The sequence below is a fragment of the Rhodococcus sp. Eu-32 genome, assembly GCF_003336925.1.
GTDB classification, from domain to species: Bacteria; Actinomycetota; Actinomycetes; order Mycobacteriales; family Mycobacteriaceae; genus Rhodococcoides; species Rhodococcoides kyotonensis_B.
In genome coordinates, this window is sequence record NZ_QGNK01000003.1 from 124,524 (window position 1) to 139,711 (window position 15,188).

14 protein-coding genes are annotated in these 15,188 nt (G+C 65.5%); 5 read left to right on the forward strand and 9 right to left on the reverse strand.

The annotated features are described in order from the left end of the window. The first annotated feature begins 123 nt into the window (after positions 1-123). On the forward strand, positions 124-2,928 hold the full coding sequence (acnA, locus tag DK926_RS05675; protein WP_068424217.1) for an aconitate hydratase AcnA: 2,805 nt from the start codon (positions 124-126) through the stop codon (positions 2,926-2,928). A 114-nt stretch (positions 2,929-3,042) separates the two neighbouring features. After that, entirely contained in the window at positions 3,043-3,618 is a 576-nt protein-coding gene (locus tag DK926_RS05680) for a TetR/AcrR family transcriptional regulator (protein ID WP_068424218.1), read from the forward strand. Here DK926_RS05680 and DK926_RS05685 read toward each other — a convergent pair. Next, a complete protein-coding gene (locus tag DK926_RS05685; RefSeq protein ID WP_114329521.1) occupies positions 3,615-3,845 on the reverse strand; it encodes a helix-turn-helix domain-containing protein in 231 nt (76 codons plus the stop codon). The two genes, DK926_RS05680 and DK926_RS05685, sit on opposite strands and share 4 nt — an antisense overlap. Before the next feature lie 166 nt (positions 3,846-4,011). After that, positions 4,012-5,643 carry an ABC-F family ATP-binding cassette domain-containing protein gene (locus DK926_RS05690; protein ID WP_114329523.1) on the reverse strand — a complete coding sequence of 544 codons (1,632 nt, stop codon included), beginning with the start codon at positions 5,641-5,643 and terminating at the stop codon, positions 4,012-4,014. A 157-nt stretch (positions 5,644-5,800) separates the two neighbouring features. Between DK926_RS05690 and DK926_RS05695 the strand changes: the two genes are divergently transcribed. From DK926_RS05695 to DK926_RS05705, 3 genes are read left to right on the forward strand one after another with little or no spacing between them, the layout of a single operon-like run. After that, positions 5,801-6,589, forward strand: a complete 789-nt coding sequence (locus DK926_RS05695) for an SDR family oxidoreductase (RefSeq protein ID WP_114329525.1) — start codon at positions 5,801-5,803, stop codon at positions 6,587-6,589. Then, a complete protein-coding gene (locus tag DK926_RS05700) occupies positions 6,586-7,716 on the forward strand; it encodes a lycopene cyclase family protein (protein WP_243636668.1) in 1,131 nt (376 codons plus the stop codon). The genes DK926_RS05695 and DK926_RS05700 overlap by 4 nt, the downstream gene beginning before the upstream one ends. A 51-nt stretch (positions 7,717-7,767) precedes the next feature. After that, complete coding sequence (locus DK926_RS05705; protein WP_114329527.1) at positions 7,768-8,733, forward strand: Ku protein; 966 nt, start codon at positions 7,768-7,770, stop codon at positions 8,731-8,733. Between the two features lie 87 nt (positions 8,734-8,820). On the opposite strand, the gene DK926_RS05710 is transcribed toward DK926_RS05705, so the two are convergent. Genes DK926_RS05710 through DK926_RS05740 form a run of 7 tightly spaced genes read right to left on the reverse strand, consistent with a single transcriptional unit; the run spans position 8,821 to position 15,119 of the window. Beyond that, entirely contained in the window at positions 8,821-9,207 is a 387-nt protein-coding gene (locus DK926_RS05710; protein ID WP_068424231.1) for a metal-sulfur cluster assembly factor, read from the reverse strand. Next, entirely contained in the window at positions 9,204-9,671 is a 468-nt protein-coding gene (gene sufU, locus DK926_RS05715) for a Fe-S cluster assembly sulfur transfer protein SufU (protein ID WP_068424232.1), read from the reverse strand. The genes DK926_RS05710 and sufU overlap by 4 nt, the downstream gene beginning before the upstream one ends. A 1-nt stretch (position 9,672) precedes the next feature. Continuing rightward, entirely contained in the window at positions 9,673-10,935 is a 1,263-nt protein-coding gene (locus tag DK926_RS05720; RefSeq protein WP_114329720.1) for a cysteine desulfurase, read from the reverse strand. Positions 10,936-10,949: 14 nt separating this feature from the next. Continuing rightward, positions 10,950-11,720 (reverse strand): Fe-S cluster assembly ATPase SufC, encoded by a 771-nt coding sequence (gene sufC / locus DK926_RS05725; RefSeq protein WP_114329529.1) that lies wholly within the window; start codon positions 11,718-11,720, stop codon positions 10,950-10,952. 31 nt (positions 11,721-11,751) lie between these two features. Next, entirely contained in the window at positions 11,752-12,984 is a 1,233-nt protein-coding gene (gene sufD, locus DK926_RS05730; RefSeq protein WP_068424236.1) for a Fe-S cluster assembly protein SufD, read from the reverse strand. Further along, entirely contained in the window at positions 12,985-14,439 is a 1,455-nt protein-coding gene (gene sufB, locus DK926_RS05735; RefSeq protein WP_068424238.1) for a Fe-S cluster assembly protein SufB, read from the reverse strand. After that, complete coding sequence (locus tag DK926_RS05740) at positions 14,436-15,119, reverse strand: transcriptional regulator (protein ID WP_279387062.1); 684 nt, start codon at positions 15,117-15,119, stop codon at positions 14,436-14,438. Before DK926_RS05740 ends, sufB begins: the two co-directional genes overlap by 4 nt. Positions 15,120-15,188: the final 69 nt, after the last annotated feature.

Consider the following 15,188-nt stretch of genomic DNA (forward strand, 5'->3'; position numbering starts at 1 on the left):
AAGCGTACTGTTAGACTCGAGAACGAGACGTTCACCCGCGCCAACCGGCCCGCGACGTACGCCTCGCTTCAACCGTCGACACAGCCCCGTCGGCGGTGTGCCTCATAGACGAGTGGAGCTGAAGTGACCGCCAGTAATGATTCATTCGGTGCAAAGGGCACCCTCGAAGTCGGAGAGAACTCGTACGAGATCTTCCGTCTGTCGGCCCTGCCCGGCGCCGAGAAGTTGCCCTACGCGCTGAAGGTCCTCGCGGAGAACCTCCTTCGCACCGAGGACGGTGCCAACATCACCGCCGACCACATTCGTTCGATCGCGTCGTGGGACCCGTCCGCGGACCCCAGCATCGAAATCCAGTTCACCCCTGCACGTGTCATCATGCAGGACTTCACCGGCGTTCCCTGTGTCGTCGACCTCGCCACCATGCGCGAAGCTGTGACGACTCTCGGCGGCGACCCGAACAAGGTCAACCCGCTGTCGCCCGCCGACATGGTCATCGACCACTCGGTCATCCTCGACGTCTTCGGCAAGGCCGATGCCCTCGAGCGCAACGTCGATCTCGAGTACGAGCGCAACGGCGAGCGTTACCAGTTCCTGCGTTGGGGCCAGGGCGCGTTCGACGACTTCAAGGTCGTCCCCCCCGGCATGGGCATCGTCCACCAGGTCAACATCGAGTACCTGGCACCGACGGTCATGACCCGCAAGGGCCAGGCCTACCCCGACACCTGCGTCGGCACCGACTCGCACACCACGATGGTCAACGGCCTCGGCGTGCTGGGCTGGGGCGTCGGCGGTATCGAGGCCGAGGCAGCCATGCTGGGCCAGCCCGTCTCGATGCTCATCCCCCGCGTCGTCGGGTTCAAGCTCTCCGGTGAGATCCAGCCGGGCGTCACCGCGACCGACGTCGTGCTGACCGCTACCGACATGCTGCGCAAGCACGGCGTGGTCGGCAAGTTCGTCGAGTTCTACGGCAAGGGCGTGGCCGAGGTTCCTCTGGCCAACCGCGCGACGCTGGGCAACATGAGCCCCGAATTCGGATCCACCGCAGCGATCTTCCCGATCGACGACGAGACCATCAACTACCTGCGCCTCACCGGCCGCAGCGACGAGCAGATCGCTCTCGTCGAGGCGTACGCCAAGGAGCAGGGCCTCTGGCACGACCCGGACAACGAAGCCGAGTACTCCGAGTACATCGAGCTCGACCTCAGCACTGTCGTCCCCTCGATCGCAGGCCCGAAGCGTCCGCAGGACCGAATCCTGCTGTCGGACTCCAAGGTCGCGTTCCGCAAGGACATCCACAACTACGTGGAGGAGAACTACCCGGCCGAGCACACCCAGCTCGACGAGGCAGTCGAAGAGTCGTTCCCGGCGAGCGATCCGGCAGTGTTGTCCTTCGCCGACGACGGCGCCGTCGACGTTCAGTCGGCCGCCAACGGCTCCGAGGGTCGCCCGACCAAGCCGGTCAAGGTCGTCACCGACGAGGCCGGAGAGTTCGTTCTCGATCACGGCGCCGTGGTCGTCGCGGGTATCACCTCGTGCACCAACACCTCCAACCCGTCGGTCATGCTCGGAGCTGCGCTGCTCGCACGCAACGCCGTCGAGAAGGGTCTGTCGACCAAGCCGTGGGTCAAGACCAACATGGCTCCGGGTTCGCAGGTCGTCACCGACTACTACGAGAAGGCCGGCCTGTGGCCGTACCTCGAGAAGCTCGGCTACTACCTCGGCGGCTACGGATGCACCACGTGCATCGGCAACACCGGACCGCTGCTCGAGCCGATCTCCAAGGCGATCAACGACAACGACCTGTCCGTCACCGCGGTTCTCTCCGGAAACCGTAACTTCGAGGGTCGCATCTCCCCCGACGTCAAGATGAACTACCTGGCTTCGCCGCCGTTGGTCATCGCGTACGGTCTCGCCGGAACCATGGACTTCGACTTCGAGAGCGACTCGCTCGGAACGGATCAGGACGGCAACCCCGTCTACCTGAAGGACATCTGGCCGTCCTCGCAGGAGATCGAGGAGACCATCCAGTCCGCGATCAGTCGGGACATGTTCAGCAAGTCCTACGAGACGATCTTCGCCGGCGACAGCCGTTGGCAGAACCTCGAGACGCCCGAGGGCGACACCTTCGCGTGGGACGAGAACTCGACGTACGTCCGCAAGGCTCCGTACTTCGACGGCATGACGATGGACCCGGCCCCCGTCGAGGACATCAAGGGTGCACGCGTTCTGGCACTGCTCGGCGACTCGGTCACCACCGACCACATCAGCCCGGCAGGCCCGATCAAGTCCGGTACCCCGGCCGCGCAGTACCTCGACGCGCACGGCGTCGAGCGCAAGGACTACAACTCCCTCGGCTCGCGTCGCGGTAACCACGAGGTGATGATTCGCGGAACGTTCGCGAACATCCGTCTGCGCAACCAGCTCCTCGACGACGTCTCGGGCGGTTACACCCGCGACTTCACGCAGGACGGCGGCCCGCAGGCGTTCATCTACGACGCGTCGCAGAACTACCAGGCAGCGGGCATCCCGCTCGTCGTGCTGGGTGGCAAGGAGTACGGCTCGGGATCGTCGCGTGACTGGGCCGCCAAGGGCACCCGTCTGCTCGGCGTCAAGGCCGTCATCACCGAGTCGTTCGAGCGCATCCACCGCTCGAACCTCATCGGCATGGGCGTCGTCCCGCTTCAGTTCCCGGCCGGTGAGAGCGCCGCGTCGCTGAAGCTCGACGGCACCGAGACGTTCGACATCGTCGGCATCGAGAAGCTGAACGAGGGCGTCACGCCGAAGACGATGGCCGTGACCGCCACGAAGGAAGACGGCACCAAGATCGAGTTCGACGCCGTCGTGCGCATCGATACCCCCGGTGAGGCGGACTACTACCGCAACGGTGGCATCCTGCAGTACGTGCTGCGCAACATGATTCGCGGCTGATCGGTTCCTCGACCGCAGTAGTGATCTGCTCCGTCACGGCGATGGACCCGGAAGTGGCTTCTTCCGGGTCCATCGCCGTTCGGCGGAGATTTCATCGAGAGTAGGAACGACAAAGTGCCCAAGGTCAGTGAAGATCAGTTGGCCGCCAGACGAAGCGAGATACTCGACGGCGCCCGACGATGCTTCGGCGAGTTCGGCTACGAAGGCGCGACGGTACGGCGCTTGGAAGAGGCCACCGGGCTGTCGCGAGGGGCGATCTTCCACCATTTCAAGGACAAGGACGGCCTGTTCCTCGCGCTTGCGCAGGAGGATGCCCGACGCATGGCCGAGGTCGCGGCGAACCAGGGTCTCGTCCAGGTCATGAGAGACATGCTCGCCGAGCCCGATCGGTTCGAGTGGCTCGGAACCAGGTTGGAGATCGCGCGCCGACTGAGGACCGACCGCGAGTTCCGGGAGAGCTGGTCGGAACAGTCGGCCGAACTCACCGATGCGACTCTCGCCCGCCTCGAGCGGCAGAAGACCGCGGGCCGTCTACGCGACGACGTCCCGAAGGATGTGGTGCTCGAATATCTGGATCTGGTGCTGGACGGCCTCGTCGCGCGCATCGCGTCGGGACAGAACGGCAGCAACCTGTCCGCAGTTCTCGATCTCGTCGAGGAGTCCGTGCGGAAGTCGGACACGAACAATTAGTTTGGCCGCGCGGACTTGCGTCGGTTCGGACCACCGCGCGTACGCAGCGGTGTGTCCGACTCGGCCAACACCTTGTGCACGAATCCGTAGGAGCGACCGGTCTGCTCGGCGAGTGATCGTATGCTCGCACCCGACGCGTACCGGTCCACGAGCATCGCCCGCAGCCGATCACGCGAATCTCCGGTGATACGAGTGCCTTTCGCGTACTCGGCACCGACCGCGGACACAGCTCCCGCACGTGGATCACCGTTCGGGATGGTCCCTCGTGGTTGTGCGCGGCCCATGGCGTCCTCCAGTCAGCGAACCTCACTCACCGAAAACCCCCCGTGACTTCAGGGTAGAGGAGGTCACCGGACGCCATCGGAGAACAGCCGAATCGTCCGCGGCGACCGGTCAGGCCAGCTGAATGAGCTCCAGGTAGTCCTGAGACCAGTGATCCTCGGTACCGTCGGGCAGCAGAATCACACGCTCGGGCGAAAGCGCCTCGGCTGCACCCGGGTCGTGCGTGACGAGGACGACGGCACCCTTGTAGCTGCGCAGCGCGTCGAGAACCTGCTCTCGCGAGATCGGATCGAGGTTGTTGGTGGGCTCGTCGAGCAGCAGCACGTTGGCGGCCGACGACACCAGACCCGCCAGGGCGAGGCGAGTCTTCTCACCACCGGACAGCGTGCCTGCGGGCTGCTCCAACTGCGGGCCGGTGAACATGAACGCACCCATCAGCGACCTGAGCTCCTGCTCCCCCGTGTCCGGCGCCGCGTGTCGGATGTTCTCCCACACCGACGCGTTGTCGTCGAGGGTGTCGTGCTCCTGCGCGAAGTACCCGACGCGTAGACCGTGGCCGGGTTCGAGCTGACCGGAATCGGATTTCTCCGACCCGGCCAGGATGCGCAGGAGCGTCGTCTTGCCCGCACCGTTCAGTCCGAGCACGACGACGCGGCTGCCGCGGTCGATGGCGAGGTCGACACCGGCGAAGATCTCGAGCGATCCGTACATCTTCGTCAGGTTCGAGGCCATCAGCGGGGTCTTGCCGCACGGTGCCGGTTCGGGGAAGCGGATGTGGGCGACCTTGTCCGAGACGCGCTCGGCATCGAGGTTGGCCAGCAACTTGTCGGCCCGCTTCGCCATGTTCTGTGCTGCAACGGCTTTCGTCGCCTTGGCGCCCATCTTGGCCGCCTGGGCGCGCAGCGCGCCCGCCTTCTTCTCGGCGTTGGCGCGCTCGCGGCGTCGACGCTGCTCGTCGGTCGCCCGGGCGTCGATGTACTTCTTCCAGTTCATGTTGTAGATGTCGGCCTCGCCGCGGACGGCGTCGAGGAACCAAACGCGGTTGACGACGTCCCCCAGCAGTTCGACGTCGTGGCTGATCACGATCAGACCGCCCTCGTGGTTCTGCAGGAAGCTACGAAGCCAGTTGATCGAGTCGGCGTCGAGGTGGTTCGTCGGCTCGTCGAGCAGCAACGTGGTGGTGGATCGACCGCCGCTACCGTCGGACGCCGCGAACAGGATGCGCGCCAATTCCACGCGACGACGCTGACCACCCGACAATGTGCGCAACGGCTGAGCCAGGATGCGGTCGGGCAGACCGAGACTGTTCGAGATGCGTGCGGCCTCGCTCTCCGCCTCGTACCCGCCCAGCGACGCGAACCGCTCTTCGAGGGAGCTGTACTTGCGCACGGCCTTGTCGAGGCGGTTGTCGTCGACGAGCTCGGCCATCAGAGCTTGCTGCTTCTCCATCTGGCGTAGCAGCATGTCCAGGCCGCGAGCGGAGAGCACCCGGTCCTTGGCCAGGACGTCGAGATCTCCCTCTTTCGGATCCTGCGGCAGGTAACCCAGCTCGCCCGTACGCACGACCTGGCCTGCGTACGGTTCGCCCTCGCCCGCCAGAATCCGGAGCGTGGTGGTCTTGCCTGCACCGTTACGGCCGACGAGACCGATCCTGTCCCCTGCCTGGACGCGCAGTGCAGGTCCCGGGGCAGAGAGCAACGTGCGGACACCGGCACGAACTTCCAAGTCGGTGGCGGTGATCACGCATGAGCTCCTAGCGATAGCGGGCAGGTCCGAACGTCGACGCGATCGGCTTTGCTACGAATGGTGCCCGGACGGTGACCCGAGCAACCACTCATTTTAGCCGCTCCCGGAGTGTGCTCCCGCCACTGTGGTCCGTGACCCCGGTAACGTCTGGCGCATGACCACCGCGAACACAGCAGACGAGAAGGACCTTGCCGGACGAGTTGCTCTGGTCACAGGGGCGAGTCGAGGCATCGGAAAGGCGATAGCGGCCGAGTTGCTCGCCCGCGGCGCCTCGGTCACGATCACCGCGCGAAAGCCGGAACCGCTGGCCGACGCGGCCCGCGACCTCGGCGCCGAGGCCGGCGACGCCGCGAGGGTGCACGCCGTACCGGGGAACGCGGGCGACGCGGATTCACGACGTGACGCGGTGACGCAGACGATCGAGCAGTTCGGCTCGATCGACATTCTCGTCAACAACACCGGCATCAACCCCGTGTACGGCTCGCTGATGGACGCCGACCTCGACGGCGTCAAGAAGATCTTCGACACCAACGTCGTCGCCACCCTCGGATTCGTGCAGGAGGCCTATCGCCAGTGGATGGGTGAGCACGGCGGCGCGGTCGTCAATCTGGCCAGCGTGGCAGGTCTTCGGTCCACCGGTGTGATCGCCGCCTACGGTGCGTCGAAAGCTGCGCTGATCCGGTTGACCGAAGAACTCGCCTGGCAGCTCGGCCCGTCGATTCGCGTCAACGCCGTCGCACCCGGCGTCGTGAAGACCAAGTTCGCGGAGGCGCTGGTCGCGGCGGGCGAGGAGAAGGCCGCGGCGATGTATCCGATGAAGAGGCTCGGGACTCCCGAGGATGTCGCGTCGCTGGTCGGGTTCCTCGTGTCCGACGCGTCGTCGTGGATCACCGGCGAGACGATTCGCGTCGACGGCGGCCTGCTGGCAACCGGCGGGCTGTGAACGAGCCCGCACCGCACCGGCGATCGGCCGACCTCGTCGTCGTCGGCATGGGGCCGGCAGGCCGGTCTCTGATGCACCGCGCCGAGGCGTCCGGCATCGACGTCCTGGGCATCGACGCGCATCCGAATCGAACGTGGACTCCCACCTATTCCGCGTGGGCGGACGAGCTACCGAGTTGGCTTCCTCTGTCCGTTGCGGCGTCGTCCACCACGCGGCCGGCGGCATGGACGACGCGCAGGCAGGCGATCGAGCGCACCTACTGCGTCCTGGACACGCCGGCGCTGCAGCGTGCTCTCGTCGTGGATCCCGCCAGGGTCGTCGCAGCCACCGCGACCGACGTGCGCTGCCATCAGGTGACGCTCGCAGACGGACGAGTCATCCACGGGCGAACCGTCGTCGACGCGCGGGGTTCGGTCGGAATGGCCGGCCTCGCGGAACAAACGGCATACGGCGTCGTCGTCGAGCGGCATGTGGGCGAGAAACTGCTCGAAGGTGAGGGCGCCTGGTTCATGGACTGGCGGTCCGACAACGGATCCGACCCCGCCGACACACCGAGCTTCCTCTACGCCGTCGCGCTCGACGAACACCGAATCCTGCTCGAGGAGACGTGCCTCGTCGGAGCGCCTGCGCTCACGTCGGATGTGTTGCGCGACAGGCTTGTCCAGCGCCTGAGCACACGCGGACTCGACCTGACCGGCGACGAAGCCGTCGAACGCGTGAAATTCGCGGTCCAGCCCCCTCCACGCGACCGGGCGGATCGCGGGGTGCGGCGGTTCGGAGCACGCTCGTCGTCGATGCACCCGGCCACCGGATACAGCGTCGCCGCATCGCTCGCGACGACGGATGCATTCCTCGCCACGGTGACGAGCGGCCGCTCTAAACATTCGCCGTCCATCTGGGCCGTTCAACGTCTGCGCAACCTGGGCCTGCGGACGGCGCTGAATCTGGAGGCTCGTCAGATTCCGGATTTCTTCGCGAGTTTCTTCGAGTTGTCGGTACCCCTTCAGACGGCCTATCTGTCGGGCGGAAACGACCTGCGCGGCACGCTGGGCGCCATGATGCGCATGTTTCCGACGCTGCCCCCGAGTGCGCGATTGGCGATCGCGAGAACGGTCGCCGGCAGATGAATCGGCCCCTTCGCTCGACACGGCTGTCGTTTCTCGGGAATCATGAACCCCATGCGTAGCATCTGGAAAGGATCGATCGCCTTCGGACTCGTCAACGTGCCGGTGAAGGTCTATTCGGCGACGGAGACCCACGACATCAGGTTCCACCAGGTGCACGCGAAGGACGGCGGCCGCATCAAGTACGACCGGGTGTGCTCCGAATGCGGAAAGTCGGTGCAGTTCGCCGACATCGACAAGGCGTACGACTCCCCCGACGGTGATCGGGTCGTCCTGACCGACGAGGACTTCGACAAACTGCCGGCAGCGGAGAAGCACGAGATACCGGTGCTCGAATTCGTTCCGACCGATCAGATCGATCCGATTCTCTACGACAAGAGCTACTTTCTCGAGCCCGATTCGACGTCGCCGAAGGCCTACGTGCTGCTGAGGCAGACCCTTCTCGAAACCGAACGGACCGCGCTCGTGCACTTCACGCTGCGCCAGAAGACCAGGCTCGCCGCGCTGCGCGTCCGCGACGAGACGCTGGTCATTCAAACTCTTCTGTGGCCCGACGAGGTGCGTGCAGCGGAGTTCCCGTCGCTCGACGACGCACCGGAGGCACGTCCGCAGGAAGTGAAGATGGCGACGTCGCTGGTGGAGAGCATGTCGTCGGACTTCGATCCGACCGAGTTCACCGACGATTACCAGATCGAACTGCGCAAGCTGCTCGACGACACCATCGCGAACGGTGGTGAAAAGGTCATCCACACCGAGGAAGAGACGTCCGACGACGGCGAGGACGCCGAGGTGGTCGACCTGGTCGCGGCACTGCAGCGCAGTGTCGAGGCCGCGGGCCGGAACGCCAAGAGTTCGTCCACGGAATCGTCCGGGAAGTCCGCCGCGAAGAAGCCACCCGCCAAGAAGGCAGCGGCGAAGAAGACACCCGCGAAGAAGGCCCCCGCCAAGAAGACGGCAGCGAAGAAAACTGCCGCCAAGAAGTCGTCCGGTGGCACGAGCGAGACGCGCAAGGGCGCCTGAGCAGAACGTAGTGGCAGAACGAAGAACGCTCCGCGTCATGTTTCCGACGCGGAGCGTTTCTCGTGCTGAGGTGAAGCGTTTCGATCGCTAAACGGTGAAGCCGAGTGCGCGGAGCTGCTCGCGTCCGTCCTCGGTGATCTTGTCCGGGCCCCACGGCGGCATCCAGACCCAGTTGATCTTCAGATCCGCGCACAGGCCGCTGCGCACGAGAGCACCGCGGGCCTGGTCCTCGATGACGTCCGTCAGCGGGCACGCAGCCGACGTCAGCGTCATGTCGATCGTGACGATCTCTTCGTCGTCGACCTTGATGTCGTAGACGAGGCCCAGGTCGACGACGTTGATACCGAGCTCGGGGTCGACGACGTCGCGCATGGCTTCTTCGAGGTCCTCGAGAACCTTGATCTCTTCGGGGGTGAGCGGAGCAGCGGCGGTCGTGTCCTCTGCTGCTGTCTCGGGTGCTTGTGGTTCGGTCATGCCTGTCCTCCGGATCGAGCGGGAGCTTCTTCTACTATTCGAACAACCGCGTCCTTGAAAGCCATCCACCCGAGCAGCGCGCACTTGACGCGTGCGGGGTACTTCGACACTCCGGCGAAGGCGATTCCGTCGCCCAGGACGTCCTCGTCACCCTCGACGCTACCCCGGCTTCCGACCATCTCGCCGAACGCGTCGACGATGCGCAGAGCCTCGGGGACCGCCAATCCGACGACCTGATCGGTGAGGACGGACGTCGCTGCCTGGCTGATGGAACAGCCCTGACCGTCGTAGGACACGTCCGCGACGGTGCCCGCGTCGTCGATGTGCACGCGGAGAGTGACCTCGTCACCGCACGTCGGGTTGACGTGATGCACCTCGGCACCGAACGGCTCACGTAGGCCGCGGCCGTGCGGGTGTTTGTAGTGGTCCAGGATCACGTCCTGGTACATCTGTTCCATTCGCATCTCAGGCCACCTCACCGGTTCCGAAGAACCTCTGCGCTCGCTCGATGGCGGCGACCAGGGCATCGACTTCGTCGAGCGTGTTGTACAGCGCGAACGACGCCCTGGCGGTGGCCGCGACCCCGTATCGACGATGCAGTGGCCACGCGCAGTGATGTCCGACGCGGATGGCGACGCCCTCGTCGTCGAGAATCTGACCGAGGTCGTGCGCGTGGATTCCGTCGACGACGAACGAGATGGCCGAACCCCGATCGACGTTGTCCGTCGGGCCGACGACCCGTACCCCGTCGAGTGCGGCGAACCGCTCCAAGGTCGCGCCGACCAGGCTGTGCTCGTGACCGGCGATGCGTGACATACCGATCTTGCCGAGGTAGTCGACCGCGGCACCGAGACCGACGACCTGCGACGTCATCGGCACGCCGGCCTCGAAACGCTGCGGCGGCGGCGCGTACGTGGTCTTCTCCATCGTCACGGTCTCGATCATCGACCCGCCGGTGATGAACGGCGGCATCGCGTCGAGCAGGGCTGCCTTGCCGTACAGGACGCCGACGCCGGACGGGCCGAGCATCTTGTGCCCGGAGAACGCCGCGTAGTCGACGTCGAGTGCATGGAAGTCGACGGTCATGTGCGGAACCGACTGGCACGCGTCGAGCACGACGAGCGCGCCGACGGCTCGAGCACGGCGAACCAGTTCGGCCACCGGTGCGACGGCACCGGTCACGTTCGACTGGTGAGTGAACGCGACGACCTTGACGGCGTCGGTCAGCTCGAGCGAATCGAGATCGATGCGTCCGTCGTCGGTAACGCCGTACCAGCGCAATGTGGCACCCGTTCGACGTGCGAGTTCCTGCCACGGAACGAGGTTGGCGTGGTGCTCGAGTTCGGTGATCACGATCTCGTCACCGGGACCGACCCGGTGCTCGAACCGATCGTCTCCGAACACATGCGTGACGAGATTCAACGACTCGGTGGCGTTCTTGGTGAACACCAACTCGTTCACGTCGGCGCCGACGAACGACGCGATGGCCGCGCGGGCACCTTCGTACGCGTCGGTCGCCTCTTCGGCCAGCTGATGCGCGCCGCGGTGAACCGCGGCGTTGCACGTCACCAGGAAGTCACGTTCGGCGTCGAGCACCTGTACCGGACGCTGCGATGTCGCGCCGGAATCGAGGTACACCAACGGCTTGTCGTCGCGGACGGTTCGCCCGAGGATCGGAAAGTCGGCGCGAATCGTGTCGACGTCGAACGCATCGTCCTTCGAAGCCACCGGTGCCTCCGTCCTCACAATGTCGCGGTCTGCGTGAATCCTGCGTATCCGTTCGTCTCGAGCTCGTCGGCCAGCTCGGCGCCGCCCGACTGGACGACCTTGCCGCCCACGAACACATGCACGAAATCGGGCTTGATGTAGCGCAGGATTCGCGTGTAGTGCGTGATCAGCAGAACGCCGCCGTCCTCGCGCTCCCGGTAGGTGTTGACGCCCTCGGACACGACGCGCAGCGCGTCGACGTCCAGGCCGGAGTCGGTCTCGTCGAGGATCGCGATCTTCGGCTTGAGCAGACCGAGCTGCAGGATCTCGTGGCGCTTCTTCTCGCCACCGGAGAAGCCTTCGTTGACGCTTCGCTCGGCGAACTCTTCCTTGATCTCGAGTTCGCCCATGGCGGCCTTGACTTCCTTGACCCAGTGACGCAGCTTCGGCGCCTCGCCGCGGACCGCGGTTGCTGCGGTGCGCAGGAAGTTCGACATCGAGACGCCGGGCACCTCGACCGGGTACTGCATCGCCAGGAAGAGTCCTGCGCGGGCCCGCTCGTCGACGGACATCTCGAGCACGTCTTCACCGTCGAGGGTGATGCTGCCCGACGTCACGGTGTACTTGGGGTGGCCGGCGATCGCGTACGACAGCGTCGACTTGCCGGATCCGTTCGGACCCATGATCGCGTGGGTCTCGCCGGACTTCACGGTCAGATCGACGCCCTTGAGGATGTCGATGGACGGGGCGGTCGGGTCCGACTGTGCGACGCTGACGTGCAGGTCGCGGATTTCGAGCGTGGACATCTGTAGTTCCTTCGAAGTGTGAGAGGTGGGCTCAGGCGCCGGTGACGGCGAGTTCGATCTCGATGGCGGCGTCGAGACGCTCGCGCACGGCGGGCACCGGAATGCGTTCGATGATCTCGTGGAAGAAGCCGCGGACGATCAGACGTCGGGCTGCGTCCTCGGAGATACCGCGAGCGCGCAGATAGAACAGCTGCTCGTCGTCGAATCGTCCCGTTGCACTGGCGTGTCCTGCACCGAGGATCTCGCCGGTCTCGATCTCGAGGTTCGGCACCGAATCGGCGCGCGCACCGTCCGTCAGAACGAGGTTCCGGTTGAACTCGAAGGTGCTGGTGTCCTCGGCCTCGGCGCGAATGAGCACGTCGCCGATCCAGACAGTGTGCGCGTCCTGCTTGCCCGGACCGGTCTCGCCCTGCAGCGCACCCTTGTAGAGAACGTTGGACTTGCACTTCGGCGCCGTGTGGTCGACCAGCAGTCGCTGCTCGAGGTGCTGGCCGGCGTCGGCGAAGTAGAGGCCGAGCAGTTCGGCGTCGCCACCGGGTGCGTCGTAGTGCACCGTCGGGCTGACGCGAACCAGATCGCCACCCAGGCTGACGTTGAAGTGCCGCAACACCGCATCGCGCCCGAGCCGAGCGTGATGTGCCGCGACGTGGACGGCGTCCTGCTGCCAACTCTGCAGCAGCACCACGGTGAGCTGCGCGCTGTCGCCGACGACGAACTCGATGTTCTCGGCATACGTGCCGCTGCCGACCTGGTCGACGACGACGGTTGCCTTCGCGAACGGTTCGAGCCGAATCTGCAGGTGACCGAATGCGATCGCGTCGGCACCGGGGCCGGTGACGGTGACGTCGATCGGCTCGGCGATCTCCTGCTCGCGCGCCACGGTCACGACAGTCGCATCAGCGAACGACGAAAACGCTTGCGCCGCAATACGATCGGCGGGAACGCCGGCAACGCCGAGACGGTCGTCGTCGCGACCGACCTTCTCGACGGTGACGCCGTCCACCGCGGTGACCGCGATGTCGGAGCCGGCGGTGGCGACGGCGGAACCGTCGTGCAGGCCACGGAGTCGACGCAGAGGCGTGAACCGCCACAGCTCGTCACGTCCCGACGGCACCTCGAACGCGTTCACGTCGTAGGAGGTGAACTGAGCGCCCTTGTTGGCGACCAGCTTCGACTTGTCTTCCTTCGCGCCGGGGTTCTCGGACGCCACTGCGCCCTGTACTCCCGTGAGGGGACCCTGCGCGCCTGTTGCGGGGTTGGTCACTTAACCGACCGATCCTTCCATCTGAAGCTCGATGAGCCGGTTGAGCTCGAGCGCGTATTCCATGGGGAGCTCGCGAGCGATCGGCTCGACGAATCCGCGAACGACCATCGCCATCGCCTCGTCCTCGGTGAGGCCGCGGCTCATCAGGTAGAAGAGCTGATCGTCGCTGACCTTCGAGACCGTCGCCTCGTGTCCCATCGAGACGTCGTCCTCACGGATGTCGACGTACGGGTAGGTGTCCGAGCGGGAGATCGTGTCGACGAGCAGTGCGTCGCACTTGACCGTCGAACGCGAGCCGTGTGCGCCCTTGTTGATCTGGATCAGACCGCGGTAGGACGTGCGTCCACCACCGCGTGCGACGGACTTGCTGACGATGTTCGACGACGTGTGCGGCGCGAGGTGCAGCATCTTCGACCCGGTGTCCTGGTGCTGGTCCGGACCGGCGAATGCCACCGACAGAACCTCACCCTTGGCGTGCTCGCCCGTCATCCAGACGGCCGGGTACTTCATCGTGACCTTGGAACCGATGTTGCCGTCGATCCACTCCATCGTCGCGCCTGCTTCTGCCTTGGCGCGCTTGGTGACGAGGTTGTAGACGTTGTTCGACCAGTTCTGGATGGTCGTGTAGCGGCAGCGACCACCCTTCTTGACGATGATCTCGACGACGGCGGAGTGCAGCGAGTCCGACTTGTAGATCGGCGCGGTGCATCCCTCGACGTAGTGCACGTACGCACCCTCGTCGACGATGATCAGCGTGCGCTCGAACTGACCCATGTTCTCGGTGTTGATGCGGAAGTACGCCTGCAGCGGGATGTCGACGTGGACGCCCGGCGGCACGTAGATGAACGAGCCACCCGACCACACGGCCGTGTTGAGCGCCGAGAACTTGTTGTCACCGGCGGGAATGACGGTTCCGAAGTACTCGCGGAACAGCTCCGGCTGCTCCTTCAGAGCGGTGTCGGTGTCGAGGAACAGCACACCCTGAGCTTCGAGATCCTCACGGATGGAGTGGTAGACGACCTCGGACTCGTACTGTGCCGCGACGCCCGACACGAGGCGCTGCTTTTCGGCCTCGGGGATGCCGAGCTTGTCGTAGGTGTTCTTGATGTCCGACGGCAGATCGTCCCACGTCGCCGCCTGCTTCTCGCTGGAGCGGACGAAGTACTTGATGTTGTCGAAGTCGATTCCGTCGAGGTCGGAACCCCACGAGGGCATCGGCTTGCGATCGAAGGTCTTGAGGGCCTTCAGCCGGGCCTCGAGCATCCACTCGGGCTCGTTCTTCTTGGCCGAGATGTCGCGAACCACCGCTTCGGACAGTCCGCGCTGAGCGCTTGCCCCGGCGACGTCCGAATCCGCCCATCCGTATCCGTAGTTACCGAGTGACGCAATGGTCTCGTCCTGCGTCAGCGGGGCTGCGGGCGCAGCTGGGGTCACCTGGTCTGGTGAGACGGTCATGCGAGCTCCTTCCGGAGGCTTGTACGTTCTCCGGCGCTGGGCTGTGCGCCGGATGTTCTGGAGGGGGTGGAACGAACGTGCGGGGTGTTCAGTGGAACGTGGGTGGTGCATGCGCAATCGCCGTTGGCGATGGTCGCGAGTCGTTGGACGTGCGTGCCGAGCAGTTCGGAGAATGCACGACGTTCGGCGTCGCACAGCTCCGGAAACTCCGATGCCACGTGCGAGACCGGGCAGTGGTGCTGGCAGATCTGCACCCCGTTGCCCACCTTTCGGGTGGACGCGGCGAAACCGGCGGCGGTGAACGCGTCGGCGATCCGGTCCGCTGCCTCGGTGACGTCGACTGCACGTTCACCTGCCGCGGGCTCGACGTCGGCGACGATGGCGTCGACGCGTTGCCGGGCGAACGTCTCGATCGCGGCGTCGCCACCGATCTTGCGCAGCTGACGCATCGCGGCACCGGCCAGGTCGTCGTACGTGTGGCCCAGCCTGTTCCGTCCGACGGCCGTCAGCTGGAAGTGCTTCGCCGGGCGACCGCGGCCCCGATGCCGAACGGCTGCCGAGGATGCGACGCGCGCTTCACCGGTCTCGATGAGTGCGTCGAGGTGGCGCCTGACCCCTGCCGCGCTCAGACCGAGCCGCGACCCGATGTCCGACGCCGTGATCGGTCCTTCTTCGAGCAGTAATGTGACGACGGCGTTCCGCGTCTGCCCCTCGTGACCGACGGGCGCGGCTACCGACGACGGCGAACT

Coding starts and splice junctions, on each gene's coding strand:
- sufC (WP_114329529.1), bottom strand. CDS start 11,720: ATGTCCACGCTCGAAATCCGCGACCTGCACGTCAGCGTCGCACAGTCG.
- sufB (WP_068424238.1), bottom strand. CDS start 14,439: ATGACCGTCTCACCAGACCAGGTGACCCCAGCTGCGCCCGCAGCCCCG.
- DK926_RS05710 (WP_068424231.1), bottom strand. CDS start 9,207: ATGACCGAACCACAAGCACCCGAGACAGCAGCAGAGGACACGACCGCC.
- DK926_RS05705 (WP_114329527.1), top strand. CDS start 7,768: ATGCGTAGCATCTGGAAAGGATCGATCGCCTTCGGACTCGTCAACGTG.
- sufU (WP_068424232.1), bottom strand. CDS start 9,671: ATGCGAATGGAACAGATGTACCAGGACGTGATCCTGGACCACTACAAA.
- DK926_RS05695 (WP_114329525.1), top strand. CDS start 5,801: ATGACCACCGCGAACACAGCAGACGAGAAGGACCTTGCCGGACGAGTT.